Annotated in this window: 20 protein-coding genes; 6 read left to right on the forward strand and 14 right to left on the reverse strand. The window is 37.9% G+C overall.

Annotated features, from left to right (window positions below):
* Positions 1 to 2 precede the first annotated feature (2 nt).
* Positions 3 to 986, reverse strand: coding sequence for an FAD binding domain-containing protein (locus ACZZZC_RS13430; protein WP_463482497.1), 984 nt, complete (start codon positions 984 to 986; stop codon positions 3 to 5).
* A complete protein-coding gene (locus ACZZZC_RS13435) occupies positions 983 to 1,606 on the reverse strand; it encodes a (2Fe-2S)-binding protein (protein WP_463482498.1) in 624 nt (207 codons plus the stop codon). The genes ACZZZC_RS13430 and ACZZZC_RS13435 overlap by 4 nt, the downstream gene beginning before the upstream one ends.
* A gap of 256 nt (positions 1,607 to 1,862) precedes the next feature.
* Between ACZZZC_RS13435 and ACZZZC_RS13440 the strand changes: the two genes are divergently transcribed.
* Complete coding sequence (locus ACZZZC_RS13440) at positions 1,863 to 2,513, forward strand: YceH family protein (protein WP_463487402.1); 651 nt, start codon at positions 1,863 to 1,865, stop codon at positions 2,511 to 2,513.
* A 2-nt stretch (positions 2,514 to 2,515) separates the two neighbouring features.
* On the opposite strand, the gene fabF is transcribed toward ACZZZC_RS13440, so the two are convergent.
* Genes fabF through ACZZZC_RS13460 form a run of 4 tightly spaced genes read right to left on the reverse strand, consistent with a single transcriptional unit; the run spans position 2,516 to position 5,421 of the window.
* Entirely contained in the window at positions 2,516 to 3,766 is a 1,251-nt protein-coding gene (fabF, locus tag ACZZZC_RS13445) for a beta-ketoacyl-ACP synthase II (RefSeq protein ID WP_463482500.1), read from the reverse strand.
* Between the two features lie 4 nt (positions 3,767 to 3,770).
* The gene (locus ACZZZC_RS13450; RefSeq protein ID WP_463482501.1) at positions 3,771 to 3,995 is read right to left on the reverse strand and encodes a DUF2798 domain-containing protein; all 225 of its coding nucleotides are present in this window, start codon (positions 3,993 to 3,995) and stop codon (positions 3,771 to 3,773) included.
* 19 nt (positions 3,996 to 4,014) lie between these two features.
* Entirely contained in the window at positions 4,015 to 4,782 is a 768-nt protein-coding gene (locus ACZZZC_RS13455; protein ID WP_463482502.1) for an SDR family oxidoreductase, read from the reverse strand.
* A gap of 51 nt (positions 4,783 to 4,833) precedes the next feature.
* A complete protein-coding gene (locus tag ACZZZC_RS13460; RefSeq protein WP_463482503.1) occupies positions 4,834 to 5,421 on the reverse strand; it encodes a TetR/AcrR family transcriptional regulator in 588 nt (195 codons plus the stop codon).
* Positions 5,422 to 5,630: 209 nt separating this feature from the next.
* Between ACZZZC_RS13460 and ACZZZC_RS13465 the strand changes: the two genes are divergently transcribed.
* The 3 genes from ACZZZC_RS13465 (at position 5,631) to ACZZZC_RS13475 (ending at position 8,400) form a co-directional block, all read left to right on the forward strand.
* Complete coding sequence (locus tag ACZZZC_RS13465; RefSeq protein ID WP_463482504.1) at positions 5,631 to 6,542, forward strand: helix-turn-helix domain-containing protein; 912 nt, start codon at positions 5,631 to 5,633, stop codon at positions 6,540 to 6,542.
* Between the two features lie 82 nt (positions 6,543 to 6,624).
* Positions 6,625 to 7,461, forward strand: a complete 837-nt coding sequence (locus tag ACZZZC_RS13470; RefSeq protein WP_463482505.1) for an SDR family NAD(P)-dependent oxidoreductase — start codon at positions 6,625 to 6,627, stop codon at positions 7,459 to 7,461.
* A gap of 93 nt (positions 7,462 to 7,554) precedes the next feature.
* Positions 7,555 to 8,400: an SDR family NAD(P)-dependent oxidoreductase gene (locus tag ACZZZC_RS13475; RefSeq protein WP_463482506.1), complete on the forward strand. Its 846-nt coding sequence runs from the start codon at positions 7,555 to 7,557 to the stop codon at positions 8,398 to 8,400.
* A 200-nt stretch (positions 8,401 to 8,600) separates the two neighbouring features.
* On the opposite strand, the gene ACZZZC_RS13480 is transcribed toward ACZZZC_RS13475, so the two are convergent.
* The 4 genes from ACZZZC_RS13480 to ACZZZC_RS13495 all read right to left on the reverse strand — a co-directional run bounded on the left by ACZZZC_RS13480 (position 8,601) and on the right by ACZZZC_RS13495 (position 12,782).
* Positions 8,601 to 9,068, reverse strand: coding sequence for a TlpA disulfide reductase family protein (locus tag ACZZZC_RS13480; RefSeq protein ID WP_463482507.1), 468 nt, complete (start codon positions 9,066 to 9,068; stop codon positions 8,601 to 8,603).
* A gap of 140 nt (positions 9,069 to 9,208) precedes the next feature.
* A complete protein-coding gene (locus ACZZZC_RS13485) occupies positions 9,209 to 9,706 on the reverse strand; it encodes a C40 family peptidase (RefSeq protein ID WP_463487403.1) in 498 nt (165 codons plus the stop codon).
* Between the two features lie 85 nt (positions 9,707 to 9,791).
* Positions 9,792 to 12,371, reverse strand: coding sequence for a DNA mismatch repair protein MutS (gene mutS, locus ACZZZC_RS13490; RefSeq protein WP_463487404.1), 2,580 nt, complete (start codon positions 12,369 to 12,371; stop codon positions 9,792 to 9,794).
* 204 nt (positions 12,372 to 12,575) lie between these two features.
* Positions 12,576 to 12,782, reverse strand: a complete 207-nt coding sequence (locus ACZZZC_RS13495; RefSeq protein ID WP_463487405.1) for a hypothetical protein — start codon at positions 12,780 to 12,782, stop codon at positions 12,576 to 12,578.
* Positions 12,783 to 12,823: 41 nt separating this feature from the next.
* Between ACZZZC_RS13495 and ACZZZC_RS13500 the strand changes: the two genes are divergently transcribed.
* Positions 12,824 to 13,138 (forward strand): HPF/RaiA family ribosome-associated protein, encoded by a 315-nt coding sequence (locus ACZZZC_RS13500; protein WP_463487406.1) that lies wholly within the window; start codon positions 12,824 to 12,826, stop codon positions 13,136 to 13,138.
* A gap of 134 nt (positions 13,139 to 13,272) precedes the next feature.
* Here ACZZZC_RS13500 and ACZZZC_RS13505 read toward each other — a convergent pair whose 3' ends face one another.
* From ACZZZC_RS13505 to ACZZZC_RS13520, 4 genes are all read right to left on the reverse strand, one after another.
* Positions 13,273 to 14,013 carry a menaquinone biosynthetic enzyme MqnA/MqnD family protein gene (locus ACZZZC_RS13505; RefSeq protein ID WP_463487407.1) on the reverse strand — a complete coding sequence of 247 codons (741 nt, stop codon included), beginning with the start codon at positions 14,011 to 14,013 and terminating at the stop codon, positions 13,273 to 13,275.
* 114 nt (positions 14,014 to 14,127) lie between these two features.
* Positions 14,128 to 14,751: a histidine phosphatase family protein gene (locus ACZZZC_RS13510; protein WP_463487408.1), complete on the reverse strand. Its 624-nt coding sequence runs from the start codon at positions 14,749 to 14,751 to the stop codon at positions 14,128 to 14,130.
* A 93-nt stretch (positions 14,752 to 14,844) separates the two neighbouring features.
* Complete coding sequence (mqnE, locus tag ACZZZC_RS13515) at positions 14,845 to 16,038, reverse strand: aminofutalosine synthase MqnE (RefSeq protein ID WP_463487409.1); 1,194 nt, start codon at positions 16,036 to 16,038, stop codon at positions 14,845 to 14,847.
* A gap of 401 nt (positions 16,039 to 16,439) precedes the next feature.
* Positions 16,440 to 16,934 carry a lipocalin family protein gene (locus tag ACZZZC_RS13520; RefSeq protein ID WP_056849072.1) on the reverse strand — a complete coding sequence of 165 codons (495 nt, stop codon included), beginning with the start codon at positions 16,932 to 16,934 and terminating at the stop codon, positions 16,440 to 16,442.
* 122 nt (positions 16,935 to 17,056) lie between these two features.
* Between ACZZZC_RS13520 and ACZZZC_RS13525 the strand changes: the two genes are divergently transcribed.
* A complete protein-coding gene (locus ACZZZC_RS13525) occupies positions 17,057 to 18,172 on the forward strand; it encodes a trans-sulfuration enzyme family protein (protein ID WP_463487410.1) in 1,116 nt (371 codons plus the stop codon).
* The last annotated feature ends 192 nt before the right edge of the window (positions 18,173 to 18,364 follow it).

Raw genomic sequence — 18,364 nt, forward strand, 5'->3', positions numbered from 1 at the left:
GATTATGCCTTAGATTTTGCAACAGTTAACGCTTCAATAATTGTGTTGGGAGCCATCTGAAGTTTGAAATCATTCTCTCCAAAGCCTTTCGCATCCGTCATTGCCAATTTAGCGGCTTGCTCAAAGTTTTCAAGGCTTGGCTCTTTGCCTTTTAAGAAATTTTCCGACGCTGTTAATCTCCATGGTTTGTGTGCAACGCCGCCCATTGCAAGGCGAACATCGCTGATTTTATTGTTAGAGATTTCTAAGGCGGCCGCTACAGATACCAAGGCAAAAGCGTAAGATGCCCGATCTCTAACCTTTAAGTAGTTAGAATTTTTGGCTAAATTATTTACCGGAATTTCCAGGCGGACGATCATCTCATCTGATTTTAAGTTATTGTCTAACTGCGGAGTATCTCCCGCAAGGCGATGAAAATCTTTAAATAAAACCTTGCGTTCACCTTTGGTACTTGCCAGCACAGCAACTGCATCTAAAGCGACTAAAGCGACACACATATCACTTGGATGAACAGCAATGCATTTATCTGATGTTCCGAAAATGGCGTGCATTCTGTTGAAGCCACCAATAGCGCCACAACCAGATCCAGGCTGGCGCTTGTTGCAAGGCATTTCAGTATCATAAAAATAGCCGCAACGTGTTCTTTGCATCATGTTGCCACCAACTGTAGCCACATTTCTCAATTGTGCCGATGCACCGGCATTTAAAGCCATCGCCAGCAAAGGCAATTTTTCTTTAACCAAAGCATTTTCTGCAACAGCAGTATTCGAAGCCAATGCGCCAATGATAATTTTATCACCAACAAGTTCAATTTGCTTTAAAGGAACATGGTTAATGTCGATCAATTTTTCAGGAGCTGTTACGCCTCTTTTCATTAAATCGATCAGGTTTGTACCCCCAGCAAGAAATTTGGAGTTCTTGTCTTTTGTCAATAACGACAAGGCTGATTTTGTTGAGGTCGTTCTTAAGTATTGGAAATTAATCATGCTTTCATTCCTCCCTTCGAAACTTCAACTATTGCGTCAACTATATTAGGGTAAGCACCACAACGACAGATGTTTCCGCTCATATATTCACTAATTTCCGCCCTCGAATTTATATGCCCTTCGTTTACACAGGCCACTGCCGACATGATTTGTCCAGGTGTACAATAACCACACTGAAAACCATCATGTTTGATAAATGCAGCCTGCATCGGATGTAATTCTTCTCCATTTGCAAGTCCCTCTATAGTCGTTATCTTCTTCCCTTCGTTCATCACTGCCAAGCTTAAGCAAGAATTTACGCGTTCGCCATTTACATGAACGGTACATGCACCGCATTGGCCATGGTCACAACCTTTTTTAGTTCCTGTTAAATGAAGCTCTTCACGCAGGTAATCTAACAGCGTAACACGTGGCTCGATAGAAGCTTTATATGCTTTATTATTTACCGTTATATTGAGTGGTATTTTTTCGAAAAGTTCAGCGAAACGTTCATCAGCCTGGTTTTCGGCTGCTTTAACAGCAACAGATGGTGTTAAAGCGATTGCAGTAATGAGTGAACTTTTCTTTAAAAAGTCTCTCCTGCTATCGCCCTGATTTGATTCCTTATCAGATGATTGCATAAAGTATGTTTTGAGATGTCTCCTAAGTTCGCTAATCTTAAGCTGAAATTAGCTCGATTTAGAAATTTAGAATAATTCTAATAAGCGATAAGATTGAGGCTTTAAGAGATGGAGATTTTCGATATTAGAGGTCTCCAAAAGTTAAAAGATTCCCACCCGCGTAGGAATGACGGCGGTATCGGGCATTAGCTGAAAGAAATAACCGATACCAACAAAATAATTTCGATAATGTCAACTCAATTTCTATTTTTAGCAAATGGAAGAAATTAAATTGCTACCCGATTTATCTGCAAAAGAACAACGCGTTTTAGGTTCATTAATAGAAAAAAGCCGAACCACGCCAGATTATTACCCGATGACGCTAAACAGTTTAACAGCAGCTTGTAATCAAAAAAGCTCAAGAAATCCAGTGGTTAATTATAGTGAGGAAACCGTAACACTAACATTAAATTCACTAAAAATAAAAGGTTTAATTTCAACAGCAACAGGTGGTTCGAGCCGTGTAATTAAATATAAACATAACTTAGCCATTGCCTATCCGTTAATCCCTTCAGAGCTTTCTATTCTTTGTCTACTGCTTTTGAGAGGACCACTAACACCAGGCGAAATCAATAGTAATTCTGGAAGACTCTTCGAATTTGATAGTATAGAAGAAATTTCAGAACAATTACAAAAGCTTGCGGAGGGAGATCCTGCGTTCGTAAAACTGTTGCCCAAAAGACCAGGACAGAAAGAGGCAAGATATGTACACCTATTAGGTGAACAGGCAGATAATCAAGACGAAGAACCGCAAGGAGCGCAAACTACAATTTTCCAACCCAATGAAGCGCTGGAAAATCGTATTGCGAAATTGGAACAGGAACTCGAAGAGTTAAAAGAACTTGTTAACCTGCTAATGGACAAGTAACTTTATCTCTCAAATTTCTTAAAAATGGTACTGGCTACATGTCCGCCGAAGCCGAATGTATTGTTTAAAACGTAGTTGATTTCCTTTTTAATTGGCTGCCCTAAAACAATATTTAATCCTTCCGGGATTTTTTCATCAAGCTTTTCAGTGTTGATTGTTGGTGGAATGATACCATCTCTTATGGATAAAATACTAATCAGGCTTTCTACAGCGCCGGCGGCACCAAGCAAATGGCCTGTCATGGATTTTGATGCCCCAATTACCACAGGCAAGCCATCGAAAACATTTTTGATTGCATTTAATTCGCTCAAATCGCCTAAGCCTGTCGAGGTAGCGTGAGCGTTGATATAATCGATTTTGTCTGCAGAAATATTAGCATCGCTTAAAGCTTTTTGCATCCCTAAAGTTGCTCCGATTCCATCTGGTGGAGTTCCTGTTAAGTGGTAAGCATCAGCAGCCATTCCGCCTCCAACAATTTCTGCATAAATATGAGCGCCACGGCTTAAAGCATGTTCTAATTCTTCTAAAATTAAAGCACCTGCGCCCTCGCCCATCACAAAACCATCACGGGTTTCATCAAATGGTCTTGAAGCTGTGTCAGGACTGTCATTTCTCTTAGATAAAGCTTGCGCAGCGTTGAAACCGCCAACAGAAGCTTCGGTAATTGCAGCTTCAGAACCTCCGGCGACCATGACACTTGCCTTGCCCAAACGAATCGTATCGAAAGCATTTATAATAGCCGTATTGGAAGAAGCACAAGCCGAAACCGTACAATAATTGGGTCCGCGGAGTTTGTGGCGGATGCTAATGGCACCGGCGGCAATATCTACAATCATTTTCGGAATAAAAAACGGACTGAATCTTGGCGTTCCATCACCTTGGTGAAATTCGGCCAATTGCTGTTCAAAGGTTGTTATTCCTCCATTGCCAGTAGCCCAAATTACGCCAATTTCAGCCAATTGGGCATCATTCATGGCAGTAAAATCCAAACCTGCGTCTTTTATTGCCTGGTCGCTGGATGCGATAGCATATTGGGTAAAGGTATCGTACTTTCTAGCTTCTTTTTTGTCCAGAAACTCCTCCGCATTGAAATCTTTTACCTCAGCAGCAAAATGTGTCTTAAACTTACTGGTATCGAATTTGGTAATCGGTCCGACACCACTTTTACCATCCAGAATATTTTTCCAGAAGTCTTCTACAGTGTTTCCAAGTGGCGTTATAGCGCCTAATCCAGTTACAACTACTCGTTTCATTTTATTAATTTTTATTTTCTCCTGCGTACAGGTAATCTACGAAAGCCTGAACTTTAGGAGCAATGATTAGTATAGCCGGAATGGCCACTACATAAGAAATTGCCCACGATTTGAGCCAGACTTTAATAAATTTCTCGCTAAAACCCAGATTTACGCTTATCGCAGCAAAGGTTACAATTCCTGTTGTAAAAATTGCCATAATAAAGGCGAAAGTTAATTTCTTTTTCATTCCTGCTGTTTTCGATTAATTAGTTTATCGATTCTACCCAAGCTTTTCTGTTCGCATTCATCACATTTAAAGCATCTACAGGAGATTGACGGAACAATTCATAAATTTTAGCGGTATCACCGACCCTGATTTCGAACTCATCTTTTGATAAAGCAGCAATAAATTCATCAGCAACAACTGATGGCTTAATACCATTGTGCCCTCCAATTTCTTTTGAAAATTCGGTATCAACCAAAGGCGGCATCAATTCGAAAACTTTAACTGAACTATCTTCGAGACTTAACCTTAACGAAGTTGTATAAGAGTGTAAAGCTGCTTTACTAGCTGCATAAGTCGGCAACGTGATACCAGGAACATAAGCTACAACCGAAGAAACATTTACAATTGCCGATTCTGACTGCGCTTTTAAAATCGGTAAAAGTTTTTGATTAATTCTGATAATTGATAAATAATTAGTTAACATTTCATCTTCAGCATTTGCAAAAGCATCCTGATTGTTATCAGCTAAATTGTAAACAATTGCTCTCCCGGCATTATTGATCACCATATTTAGATGGGGAAAATTCTTTCCTATCTGTTCAACTAATTGATCAACTTCTTCTGCCTTGCTTACATCAAATTGGATGGACGTAACATTGCTTACTCCAGATAATGCGGAATCCAGGCGCTCTTTGTTTCTACCCGTTACAATCACATGATTGTTTAATGCTGTTAGCTGTTTTACGATTTTTAATCCGATACCAGCTGTTCCGCCGATAATTAATACTGTGTTTTGTGAAGTTTTCATATTTGCTATTTTTATTTATATACCAATCGGTATATTTTTGTTTAAAATTTTTTAGCCTAAGCTTTTAATATATTTTTTTAAAGAATTCATGATTAATTTCCAATCGTCCATGTTGTTGGTGAGGCGAGAAACCATCACTCCGCCCTCTATCATTGCAATAATTGTCAGCGCAATTTGTTCGGGATTATTATCACCATTAAGTTCTTTCTTTAAAATCCCCTCCTCTACCAGACTTATAATTCTATTCTTCCAGGACAAGACGGCTTTTAAAACTTTATCCCGAAGAGCGGGATGGGTATCATCGGCGTCGATAGCCGTATTCAAAATTGGGCAACCACCCAGAGAAATCCCATTAATTAAAAGGCTTTGGTAAATATTTATGTAAGCAAGCAATTTTCCTTCAGTGGTATTTTGCCGGCTTATTTCTGCCTCGATTTTTGAAACATTCGTACTAAAATTATAATCGAAAGCAGCAAGCGCAACTTCATCTTTATTGGCGAAATTGCCATAGATACTACCCTTTGTTAGCCCTGTTGCAGCAATGATATCATTTAATGAGGTACCAGCATATCCTTTCATATTAAAAATAGGTGCTGTTTTCTCTATAATGAAATTTCTTGTTTTTTCTGCCTTAGTCATGTTGATTTGAATTGACGAAGCAAATATATACCGATTGGTATATTAAATGCAAATTTATTTATCATGGTAATCTCCTATTTAACACTTCGTCATTTCAGTTGAAGTGTAGCGTACAGAAAAATATTTGGACAATACACTTTTCACAAATATTTCTCCGCTACGGTAAAATGACGACTTCTTTCCTGGTTTGAATTTTGTAACTTTGTTTCATGAGTAAGTCAGAATCTATAGAAGATTTTTATAAAAATAAATTTGATTTCTTGCCAGATAGTCTTCAAAAAGATATTGGCCATTTTAACGTGTTTAGAATGGAAGACTGTGTCGGCGATGATAAAGCACCTGTTAAATACAGCAGAAGAGACTTTTATAAAATCGCTTTGAACAGAGGTCACAATATCTATCATTATGCTGATAAAAGCGTTGAAATTAATGGAACGGCGCTGATGTTTTTCAATCCTTTGGTACCCTACAAATGGGAATTGGCAAGTGGCAACTTGAATGAGGTGAAAGGTTATTTCTGCATATTTACCGAAGCATTTTTCAATGAGAAAATTCGAGGAAATATTGGAGATTTGCCCATGTTTGCCGTTGGAGGTAAGCCAGCCTATATTCTGGATCAAAAACAAGATGAACTCATCTCCTCGCTTTTCGAAAAGATGCTGGAAGAAATTAATAGCGATTATATGTATAAATATGATCTGCTCAGAAATTACACTACTGAAATAACGCACTTCGCACTAAAAACAGAGCCATCTGAAGTGTTATATAAACACCCAGATGCAAACTCGCGAATTACCTCGGTATTTACAGAACTTTTAGAAAGACAGTTTCCCATTGAAAACCCTGGACAAAGATTTACCATGCGTTCGGCAAAAGATTTTGCAGCTCAGCTTTCTGTACATGTAAACCATTTAAACAGGGCAATAAAAGAAACAACAGGAAAAACGACTACCCATTATATTACCGAAAGGTTATTGAGTGAGGCTATGGCTCTACTGAAACATACCGACTGGAACATCTCTGAAATTGGTTATTGTTTAGGTTTTGAAGAACCAACACACTTTAATAACTTTTTCAAGAAACTCACCAACCATACGCCAAGTTCATACCGGATTGTTTGATTTTCGTAATCATCAGTTTGATTAACGTAATAGCGAATTTTAGTTCCTGCCGTAATTTTGTCTTAACAAAAAGGATAAAATTATGGGACTTAAAAAAGTTTGGTTTGTAACTGGTGCTTCTAAGGGATTAGGGCTAAGTTTAGTAAACCAGTTATTAAAAGCAGGTCAATCTGTTGCAGCAACATCCAGAAATGTAAACGATTTGATTTCTGCAGTCAATACAAATTCAGAAAAATTCCTTCCTCTAGCCGTAAACCTTGCTGACGAATTAAGCGTAGAAAAGGCAATTAATGCTACTGTTGCTCAATTTGGCAGAATCAATGTGATAATAAACAACGCAGGTTATGGTATTGGCGGCAGCATTGAAGAGCTTACGGATAGAGAAACCAGAGATGCTTTCGATGTAAATGTATTTGGAACTTTAAATGTGATTAGGAAAGCAAGTCTGCATTTAAGAACACAACGCTCCGGCCATATCATCAACATTGCATCAATCGCTGGTATCGTTGGCGCCACGGGTTGGGCTGTTTATTCAGCTGCAAAAGCAGCAGTAATAGCCTTATCTGAAGTGCTAGCGGAAGACCTCAAAGAATTTGGCGTTAAAGTCACGGTTGTAGCACCTGGAGCATTTCGAACAAGTTTTCTTAAAGAAGAATCTTTAATGCTGGCAAAAAATCCAATTGATGCCTACCAGGAAGTAAGGGCGATACACGAACGATACTTAAAAATGGATGGCACACAAGCTGGCGATCCAGAAAAAGCTGCTGCAGCAATGATTTCTCTGGCAAGTATGCCAAACCCTCCTATTCATTTGCTTTTAGGGAAAGATGCCTTGCAAAGGGCAATCGCAAAAACTGATGCACTGACAAAAGAATATCAAGATTGGAAAGCAATTACTATTTCAACTGATTTCGATTAATCAGCTATTATCACCAAATAAAAAATTTAAAATAAAACATGCTTAAATGCTCTTATATGTCTTATATGGCATAAATATTTAAAAACAAAAATCATGGAAAATAAAAAAGTATGGTTCGTAACAGGCGCTTCAAAAGGCCTCGGACTAACATTGGTAAAGAAATTATTAAGTCGTGGATATCATGTTGCGGCAACTTCGAGAAGCGTAAACGGCTTATCGAACGCCGTTGGAGAATTCGAAAATTTCCTACCAATCTCCGTTGACTTGATGAACGAATCAAGTGTTGAATCGGCAATAAGCCAAACCATTAGCAAGTTTGGGAGCCTGGATGTGGTAGTAAACAATGCTGGTTATGGAATGGTTGGTGCTTTGGAAGAATTGAGTGATCAGGAATCTCGTGAAAACTTTGATGTAAATGTTTTCGGTTCTTTAAATGTAATTAGAAAAGCCTTACCTCAAATGAGGAGACAACAATCTGGTCATATTTTCAACATATCATCAATTGGTGGTTTTTCTGGAAATTTTCCAGGCTTCGGAATTTACTGCGCCACTAAATTTGCGGTAGCGGGTTTCACAGAATCTTTGGCCGCGGAAGTAAAATCGCTTGGCATTAAGGCTACAGTTGTTGAACCTGGCTATTTCAGAACGGAGTTTTTAAGTTCCGGATCCTTTGCTATTCCTAAAAATCCGATTGATGCTTATAAAGAAGTGCGTGAATCTCAAATCGCCCATCAGGAACAGATCAACAATAATCAACCTGGTGATCCTGCCAAGGCAGCAGACGTAATGATTGCAGCAGCAGAAAGCGAAAATTCACCCTTGCATTTATTTTTAGGTCCTGATGCTTATCAAGTTGCAAATACAAAGATAGCTGATGTACAGAAAGATATGGAAAACTGGAAAGTTTTGGCAACATCAACCAATTTTGATGAAGTTTAGATTTTTTGTCATTCTGAATGCAGTGAAGAATCTATAACCGATTTGCACTGTTCAAACTTACCCCATCTGTTTTGAGTTCGATGGCTATTTGCGTTAGTTTTCCATAGCTCTGAGATTCTTCATTGCATTCAGAATGACAACGTTATTAAGGGATAAGCAATTATCCCTAATTTCATTTTGATAAAAATAACGTTGTATTTCTATTTTAGGTTTAATAAAGTTTTTTTAAGTTCCTGCTCAGTAAATTCTTTCTCGTAAAATCGCCTTACCTTCTTCTTCACAAATAATGTTGCCGGTATTGCTCCCGACCAATTTTTGTCAATTCTCCCGATGTATTGTTGCTGGTCTGGCTCATTTAAAAGGAAAACCTCCGCTTTAATATTGTTGGTCTCTATAAAAGGAATAACGCTTTTCTGTAATTTTGATTTAAAATCTAAACTCACCAATAGCACTTTCACGGGCTTTTTGAGGTTGGCTAACCGTAGCTTCTCAAAATTAGGCAACTCAGCCACACATGGTGAACACCATGTTGCCCAGAAATTAATTACATAAGTGGTATCTTTCCCTTGAGCGATGCGTTTATCCAAATCATCAAGAGTGACCAGTTTCACTTGCGCATTAACATTGTAAGTAATTAAAGATAAGCAGACTATAAAAAATATTCGCATAATTTTATAACGAAGATTGAAAAGTTTTAGTTTGAAAATTATCTTTTACAGTCAGCTAAAGCAGACTGCAATGAAATGGATGCAACATAAACCTGTACGGTGTCATTGCCGTTGGTTTCAACCAACGGATATTAGGATTATTAATTAACCGAACCAGATTTCACTAAAACCCTTTGATAAGCTGGCAAATTCAAATCATCAACAATTACGCCTCTATTCGTACTGGCATGTACAAAAAAGCCATTATTCAGGTAAACGCCAACATGGTCAACATCATTTCCTCCGAAGGAAAAGAAGACTAAATCGCCCTCTTGTAAACGATCGATGCTTTTTTTATTTACGGCTTTGGCCTGATCGCGGGAAATTCGGGGTAAGGTTACGCCATAAATTTCTTTCTCCAATAAAAAAGCAAAGCCCGAACAGTCAATTCCATTTTTATCTAATCCACCGAAACGATATTTTACACCTGTCCAATCGGTAATGAATTTATAGAGCTGCTTGCTTTTTAAGTTCGACATTGCATCAGCTGCCTTTGCCGCTTTTGTATCGCTTTTAACAGTATATTTTCTAGAACCACAGGCGGTTAAAACAAGTGAGAGTATTAAGATTAACCAAAATGAGTTTTTTGTCTTTATCATGCTTTACTATTCTTTAACCACAGATTTACACAGATAGTTTTTTATATAAATCTGTGGTTATCCTTATTAGCTGTGGTTAATTTTCCTAATTTTTTATTAACCGTTGTATTTCATCGAGCTTCAACAAGGCCTCAACTGGTGTCAATGCATTCACGTCTAAATTGTTCAGTGTGTCGCGAATCTTAACTAAAACAGGATCATCGATAGCGAACATTTGCAATTGGTAAGCTTGATTCTGAACCTTTTTGATGCTGTCTTTAATGCTTTGTCCCTCTGTCCTATCGATTTCGAGTTTCTTTAAAATCTCATTCGCCCTACCAATTAGCTTAGGTGGCATTCCGGCCATTTTGGCCACATGGATACCGAAACTATGCTCGCTTCCACCCGGAACCAATTTTCTTAGGAAAATTACTTTATTCGTCATCTCCTTAACCGAAACATTGAAATTTTTAATACGAGGCATTGTGTTCGCCAATTCGTTTAACTCGTGGTAGTGCGTAGCAAAAAGAGTTTTCGGGCGGGAAGTTGGATGTTGATGCAAAAACTCTGCAATGGCCCAGGCAATTGAAATTCCATCGTAAGTACTTGTGCCACGACCGATTTCATCTAACAGAATCAAACTATTATCTGAAATGTTATTTAAGATGCTTGCCGTTTCGTTCATCTCCACCATGAAAGTACTCTCGCCAGAAGAAATATTATCAGATGCGCCAACACGGGTAAAAATTTTGTCGACCAATCCTACATCAGCGGCCTTGGCAGGGACAAAACTTCCCATCTGTGCCATTAAAACAATCAAAGCTGTCTGTCTCAAAATTGCTGATTTACCTGCCATGTTTGGTCCGGTAATCATAATAATTTGTTGCGAATCAGTATCTAGATAGACATCGTTGGTGATGTATTCCTGACCAACCGGCAACTGTTTCTCAATCACAGGGTGTCTACCGCCCTTAATATCAAGAACCTTTTCTTTATTTACAGTAGGCTTAGTATAATGATTTTTCTCTGCCAGTTGTGCAAAACATAACAAACAATCCAACTGCGCAATCAAAAACGAATTGAGTTGAATCGGTTTAATATAACTTGCCGTTTCGTACATTAATTCGTTATACAACCTAATTTCAATGGCTTGAATTTTCTCTTCAGCACCTAAAATCTGCTCTTCATATTCTTTAAGTTCTGGCGTGATGTATCGCTCGGCGTTAACCAAGGTTTGTTTCCTAATCCAACCTTCCGGAACTTTGTCTTTATGTGTATGCGTAACCTCTAAATAATAACCAAAAACGTTATTAAAAGAAATTTTTAGTGAGGGAATTCCTGTCGCTTCAGCTTCACGCTTCTGTATTTGCACCAAATAATCTTTGCCGCCAAAAGCGATTTTGCGCAGGCGGTCTAAGTCTTCATCAATACCATCATTAATTACGTTTCCTTTAATCAATAATGCTGGCGGTTCTGGCTGAAGTTCTCTTTCAATCCGGTCGCGGATGGCCAAACAAGGATTTAGCTGGTCGGCGATTTTTATTAAGAAAGGGTTTTTCGACTTGGCAGCAAGGTTTTTAACTGCCTCAATATGAATTAAAGCCCGCTTCAAAGCCACCAATTCACGTGGACCTACACGCTGCAAGCCGACCTTTGAAATCAACCTTTCAATATCGCCGATTTGTTTGATATGAGTTAGAAATTCCTGTTGAATTTCTTCGTTTTTAACAAAAAAATCAACCATACCCAAGCGCTCTTCAATTGGTTTTAATTCCTTCAAAGGCATGATAATCCATTTCTGCAGTAATCTGGCACCCATTGGCGTACAGGTGTGATCCAATATATCGAACAAAGTAACGGCATTGTCGTTTGCAGAGTTTACCAATTCCAGATTCCGAATCGTAAACCTATCCAACCACATGTATCGATCTTCCTCAATTCTACTAATTGAAGTGATGTGCTGTAAATTTCGATGTTCAGTTTCGCCCAAATAGTGTAAAACAACCCCTGCCGCAATAATTCCGCTTTGTAATCGCTCAATACCGAAACCTTTCAGCGAGGCGACATCAAAATGCTTAGTTAAAGTTTCTTCAGCATAATCTGAGGTGTATGGCCATTCATCCAATCCAAACGTATAAAACCGATCGCCAAACTGCTCAATAAAAGTTTGGCGTTTAGATTTTTGAAAGATTACTTCTGTAGGTTTAAAGCCTTGTAAAAGCTTATCAATATAATCGCTATTGCCTTGGGCAATCATAAATTCTCCCGTCGAGATATCTAAAAATGATATTCCGATTTGTGTTTTATCGAAATAAACAGAAGCCAGATAATTGTTTGATTTCTGGTTAACGATATTATCGCCGTAAGCAACACCAGGAGTAACCAATTCAGTAACACCACGTTTTACGATTGTTTTAGTCGCCTTCGGATCTTCCAACTGATCGCAAATAGCTACCCTTTGCCCAGCCCTAACCAGTTTTGATAGGTAATTATCTAAGGAATGATGAGGGAAACCCGCTAATTCGAGTGCCCCACCGTTAGGTCCAGTACCTCTTCTGGTCAGTACAATTCCCAAAATCTGGGCAGTTTTTATGGCATCTTCGCCAAAGGTTTCGTAAAAATCTCCAACCCTAAAAAGTAAAAGTGCACCTGGATACTTCGCCTTAATAGCGTTGTATTGTTGCATTAACGGGGTTTCTTTATTCGTGTCTTTAGCCAAAACTGATATTAATTTGCAAAAGCTATAAAGATAACATCATTCATCGTTCTACGGCGGTTTTGTTGAAAAGTTGAAAGATTGTTAAAGAAGTTTTAAAAGTTACGATCTCCGATAACCCTGGTGCGGATCGGCGTATAACGTTTTACAATTACTAGCTTAAATGATCATCTTTTATTTGAAAATGAATAGTTCTGTACCTCTCGGAAGCTGCAGCCCTGCTATCCACTTTACTTCGTTACACTCCGTGTTCGTTTCTATCAGGTTTAAAAACAAAGTTTGTTTAGCAAAAGCATTAGAAAATTTATATTCTTGTAAATAAGTCCAGAGCGTATTTGCAGAAAGGGGATTTATTATCGTATAATAAAAACGTTTCTTCATCTGAACTGTTAAGCTATTATATTTAACTTAAACTTTTCATTATGACGATTCAACTGAATACCGACAAAAATTTAACCATTCACCAGGAATACGAAGATAAAATTAAAGGCACAATCAACGATGCATTAGGAAGGTTTGATGATCTAATTACCCGCTTAGAGGTACATCTATCTGACGAAAACGGCAGTAAAGAAGGCCTGGATGACAAACGTTGTTTAATTGAGGCAAAAATTGCCGGCAAAGAACCTATCGCGGTTACTAATCTTGGAAATAACTACGATTTGGCACTTAACGGGGCACTTTCAAAGTTAAAAAGTAAACTCGAAACCATTGCTGGAAAGATGAAAGCACATTAAAATTGAAAAGGCAATTCCAAAAATAGGGATTGCCTTTTTACATTAGTTTTTCTACTCTGAACATTTCTAAAACCTTCAGATAAACTATGAATTTTTCGAACTGGCCAAAGAATTAGCGATATAAGAAATTTGGTTTATACGCTTTCCTTCTCCAACTCCTCAATATAACCTAAGAACATTTTCAAGGCTTTAGTCCTGCCTTCTGTAACTTCAAACTGAAGTTTATGATACAAGTAATCTTCTAAATCGAAATTATTGACAAGTGGCAATGTTTTTAAAACTTCATTTCTATTTGCTAAACCAAGTTGCAAAGCAGCATTAAATTCTGCTTTAAATTCTGCAGAAATTTCTTTGTTTGCTACCCATGCAGCATACATAAAGGGTAAACCCGTAAAATTTTTCCACTCCTCACCCATATCATAGGCAAAAGCATAATCGTCTTTTTTTCCAAAGGTTCTATCACCTATCAAAACAACGGCATCAGTCTTGGCAGCGGGGTCTGTCGTAAATGCTATTTCTTGTTTCCAATAAAATTTCAACAACACTTTAGCCAGATTATTTGAAGTTCTGGAATGAGAATCTAGTCTTAAAGTTTTGATTTCTTTAACAGGAACATCACTAAAAATAAATACTGAATTAACTGCACCATCGCTGCCGATACAATAATCTGCAACAATGTTCGCATTTGGAACCAGGGGGATTGCAGCCACGGGCATTAAACCCATATCTACCTCACCACTAATTACTTTCGCGGCGCAATCTGAAGGAATATCTAAACTTAATTCTATCTTATTAATAATATCCGAATGCTCTAATCCGTATATAAAAGCTTTGGTGTTGGTGTAAGCAACAGCCGATATTTTAATCTTATTCAATGGTATTTTACTGTTTTAAATGTTTCCGCCATTGCGAGGAACGAAGCAATCTTGAAGCGGTTGCTAAAACTATAATAGTAAGATTGCTTCGAAACTCGCAACGACGAGTACTTATTAACCAATTACTAAACCATCCAAATGAATGGCGCTATTAAATTCAAGAACAGTGAATTTTCCATCTTCAAACCCCATTTTATATAAAACGGTATTTTGATGCGGGAATTCTGTCATTTCGCTTAGTGGTTTATCAAGTAGAAGGCAAAGGAAAACACGCATTGCCCTACCATGCATGCAAAGTAAAACGGTTTCTTCTTCAGGCCTTTTAGAAAGCAATTCCATTGGCTGTTTCAAGCGTTCGTAAACATCTTGAACACTTTCACCACCTTCAAAATGGGCTGCGTAATTTCCGTCTTCCCAAGCTTGCAACATTTCTCGAAAAGCATCTCTGGAATCTTCCGTATTCGGCTTACCTTCCCAAACTCCCCAAGCTAGTTCATCCAAACCAGAAAGTTTTTCCCATGGTAATCCTGAATCAATAAACTTTTGAACGGTTTGCCAGGTACGTTTTAATTCAGAAGTATAAATTTTATCGAAAGGAATATCCTTATATTTTTGGTAAAAAGCCTCCGCCTGGGCTCTTCCCGTATCGTTTAAGTCTGAATTTATACCTCTGCCTTGTACTATTCCCTGTCTGTTAAGTTCTGTTTCGCCGTGGCGGATAATATAAATTTGCTTCATTTTTTAAAATTATTGAATGATTGATTTTTGAATGAGTGAATGTTATAAGTATATCACAATAATTCACTCATTTTTCATTCACTCATTCTATCATTAATTTACGACTGGCAACTTATAATAAGCTGGTTTCTTTTCTTCCTCAAAAACAACATTTTCGAAGTCGGTAACTACGTTATATAAGGTATCACGTTCTATCGCTTTTCGCCCAACCTGTTTAATCAGTTCAACCAATTCGCGGGTACTCATTGCAGGGGTTTGCTCTTCAGCACCAGCCATGGAGTAAATTTTTGTCGTATCATCGAGAGTTCCATCAATATCGTCAACACCATAATTTAGTGAAAGCTGAGCAGTTTCGCGACTAATCATTGCCCAATAAGCTTTAATATGATCAAAGTTATCCATGTAAATACGGGCGATGGCATAATTCCTCAAATCTTCGATTACTGAAGATTCCGCCACATTACTCATTTGATTGTGTTGGTTTCTGAATTTTAAAGGAATAAAGGTTTGAAATCCGCCAGTTCTATCCTGCAAATCACGAAGTTTTTCCATGTGATCAACACGGTGTTTAAACTCCTCTATATGGCCGTAAAGCATCGTTGCGTTACTTCTCATCCCTAACTTATGCCATTCTTCGTGTATCGCAAGCCATTGTTCGCCAGTACACTTATCTTTAGCAATTTGCTCACGTATTTCAGGATGAAAAATCTCAGCACCACCCCCTGGCATAGATTGTAAACCAGCATCTTTCATCAACTTCATACCTGTAGCATAATCAATTTTAGCTTTCTTGAAAATGTAATGGTATTCAACGGGTGTTAATGCTTTAACGTGTAAATCAGGACGATGCGCCCTGATTGCAGTAAATAATGCAGAATAGAAAGCCACATCATATTGAGGCAAAACACCGCCGACAATATGTACTTCGGTAACAGCCTCATCATCGTATTTTTTAACAATATCGAGCATTTGTTCCATCGTCAAGGCCCAGCCTTCTTCTTTTTGCTTTATTAAACGGGAATAAGAACAAAACTTACAATCATAAACACAAAGATTTGTAGGCTCTAAATGGAAATTGCGATTGAAATAAGTCTTATCACCATGTTTTTCCTCACGGATGAAGTTTGCCAAAACCCCCAGATAACCTAATTCTGCATGCTCATAAAGATAAACACCTTCCTCAAAAGTGATCCGTTCTTTATGGAGAACTTTATGTGCTATGTTTTGTAGTTCAGTTGATAATGAAGTATTTGCTAATATTTTTTCAACTTGCTCAGTTGTATTCATTCCTGATTTTATTTTGCACAAAAGTACAATATTGATGCGATTTGAAAATCATTTTGTTGTAACAAACGATTGGGTTACTACAGATTCACACATTTTAAATTTCTAAAAAATAAATTAGCCCCAGATGGACACGGATAAACGTAGATTCTTGCTTTTACAGTTGCCAGGGAAACACAGAGACCACAGAAACTTATACATTAAATTCCGTGACACTCCGTGTTTCCGTGGCAAAAAATCTTGACTGAAGTAAATAATAACCCAAATCTTTGCCTATCCTTTTTTATCTGTGGTTAAAACCAAATCTGTGAATCTGCGGCAGAAAAACCTAAACCTAAATCTGTGGCTAAACAAAAAAAGCACCTCTTTTCAGAAGTGCTTTCAATATATTCCGTAGGTTTTTATTAGTTTACTGCCGGCGAAAAAGTCAAAACAATATTTGCCGTTTTGCCTCCAAATTCAATCGGAGATTTCATTACCATATTGCCTTTCGAAAGTTGTGTTAACACCAGGCGATATCCTTCTGTAACGTTTTTAGCTTTATCACCTTCATAGATTTTCTTAAACTGAAAAGTTTCTTCTGATGGCGTAGCCGACCAGAAAATAGTTTGCATAACCTCGCCACAAGTGCTTGATGCTGGTAAAGTGTATGATCCGTTTCCGCTATTGGTTAATTTCCATGTACTTCCCTGGAAACATTTGTACGATTTTTCTCCAAATAAACCTTGAACAGCTTGATCTGGCAAGCCCTCTAAAGCCACGTTGTTTAAAACCCAAGTTCCGGTCACGGTACCTCTACCGCCACTAATACCTGTTGCAGCGTTTTTAGTTGATGAACAACTTTGTAACATTACTAAAGTAGAACATGCTATTGCGATAGCTATAAATAATCTTTTCATTTTAGTTTAATTTAATTTCGGGAAACTGTTTACATAAATCTTGCCAAAACAATTTCGAACCTTAAATTAGCAGCAAATTATTAATTTGCAATGCGATTATATTGCAGCACAATCAAATCATTATGAAACCCGAAACCCTTGCTATTCACGCATCTAATCTTGTTAAAAACACTACCGGAGATGTTACCCCGCCAATAAACTTATCGACAACTTTTTTTCGTGATGAGAATGGAGGCTACCCCGGAGGGCACATGTATAGCCGCGTGAGCAACCCAAACAGGTCTGCTTTAGAAAACACTGTAGCTAAATTAGAATATGGTGAGGATGCAGCAGCTTTTGCTTCTGGAAATAATTGTGGAATGAGTTTGTTTCAGGCATTAAAACCTGGCAGCCATATTATTGCTCCTGACGATATGTATTGGGGAATAAAAAAGCAGCTTCTCACCATATTTAACGAAGTTTTAGAATTTGATTTTGTTGATCAAACTGATTTGGAATTAATTAAATCGAGTATAAAACCAAATACCAAATTAATTTGGATAGAAACCCCATCAAACCCATTACTAAAAATTACGGATATTGAAGAAATCGGGAAAATTGCAAAGCAGAACAACATTACCTTTGCTTGCGACAGTACCTTCGCCTCTCCTATTCTACAGAATCCAATTTTGTTAGGCGCTGACATTGTAATGCATAGCAGTACTAAATATTTGGGTGGCCACAGCGATGTTTTAGGTGGAATCTTGGTCACTGCCAAAAAAGATGAGCTTTGGGAAAAAATAAAAAATATACAACAAACCGGTGGAGCGGTTCCTTCTCCGTTTGATTGTTATCTACTCTGTAGAAGTATAAAAACCCTGGCTTACCGCATGAAGGGCCATTGCGAAAACGGCAAATTAGTTGCGCAATATCTGGTTAACCATCCAAAAGTAGAGGCTGTATTCTTCCCCGGATTAGAAACGCATCCTCAATATGAGATTGCTAAAAAACAGATGAAGGATTTTGGTGGAATGATGTCGTTCTTAGTTAAAGGTGATGTAGAAGAAACGAGCAGAGTGGTTAATAATGTAAAGCTGTTTGCGCAAGCAACCAGCTTAGGAGGCGTGGAAAGTTTAATTGAACACCGTTATTCAGTTGAGGGGCCAGACAGTAAAACCCCAAAAAATCTTTTAAGAATTTCCGTGGGCTTGGAGCACGTGGATGATATTATTGCTGATTTAGAACAAGCACTTGGGTAACTTAGCCCGTCATTGCGAGGCACGAAGCAATCTTAAAACTATGAGTTTTAACAAATGAAATAAGATTGCTAACGGTGTTTCAAATAGCAACCTAGTAGTCACTTGCTGGCAAAACTCTGTTTTTAAATCGCAGCCTATGGGTGGCAAACTATTTAACTTTACCCCTTCATTTTTCCCATAGGGCCTACAGCA

Source organism: Pedobacter sp. AC212 (assembly GCF_979258625.1).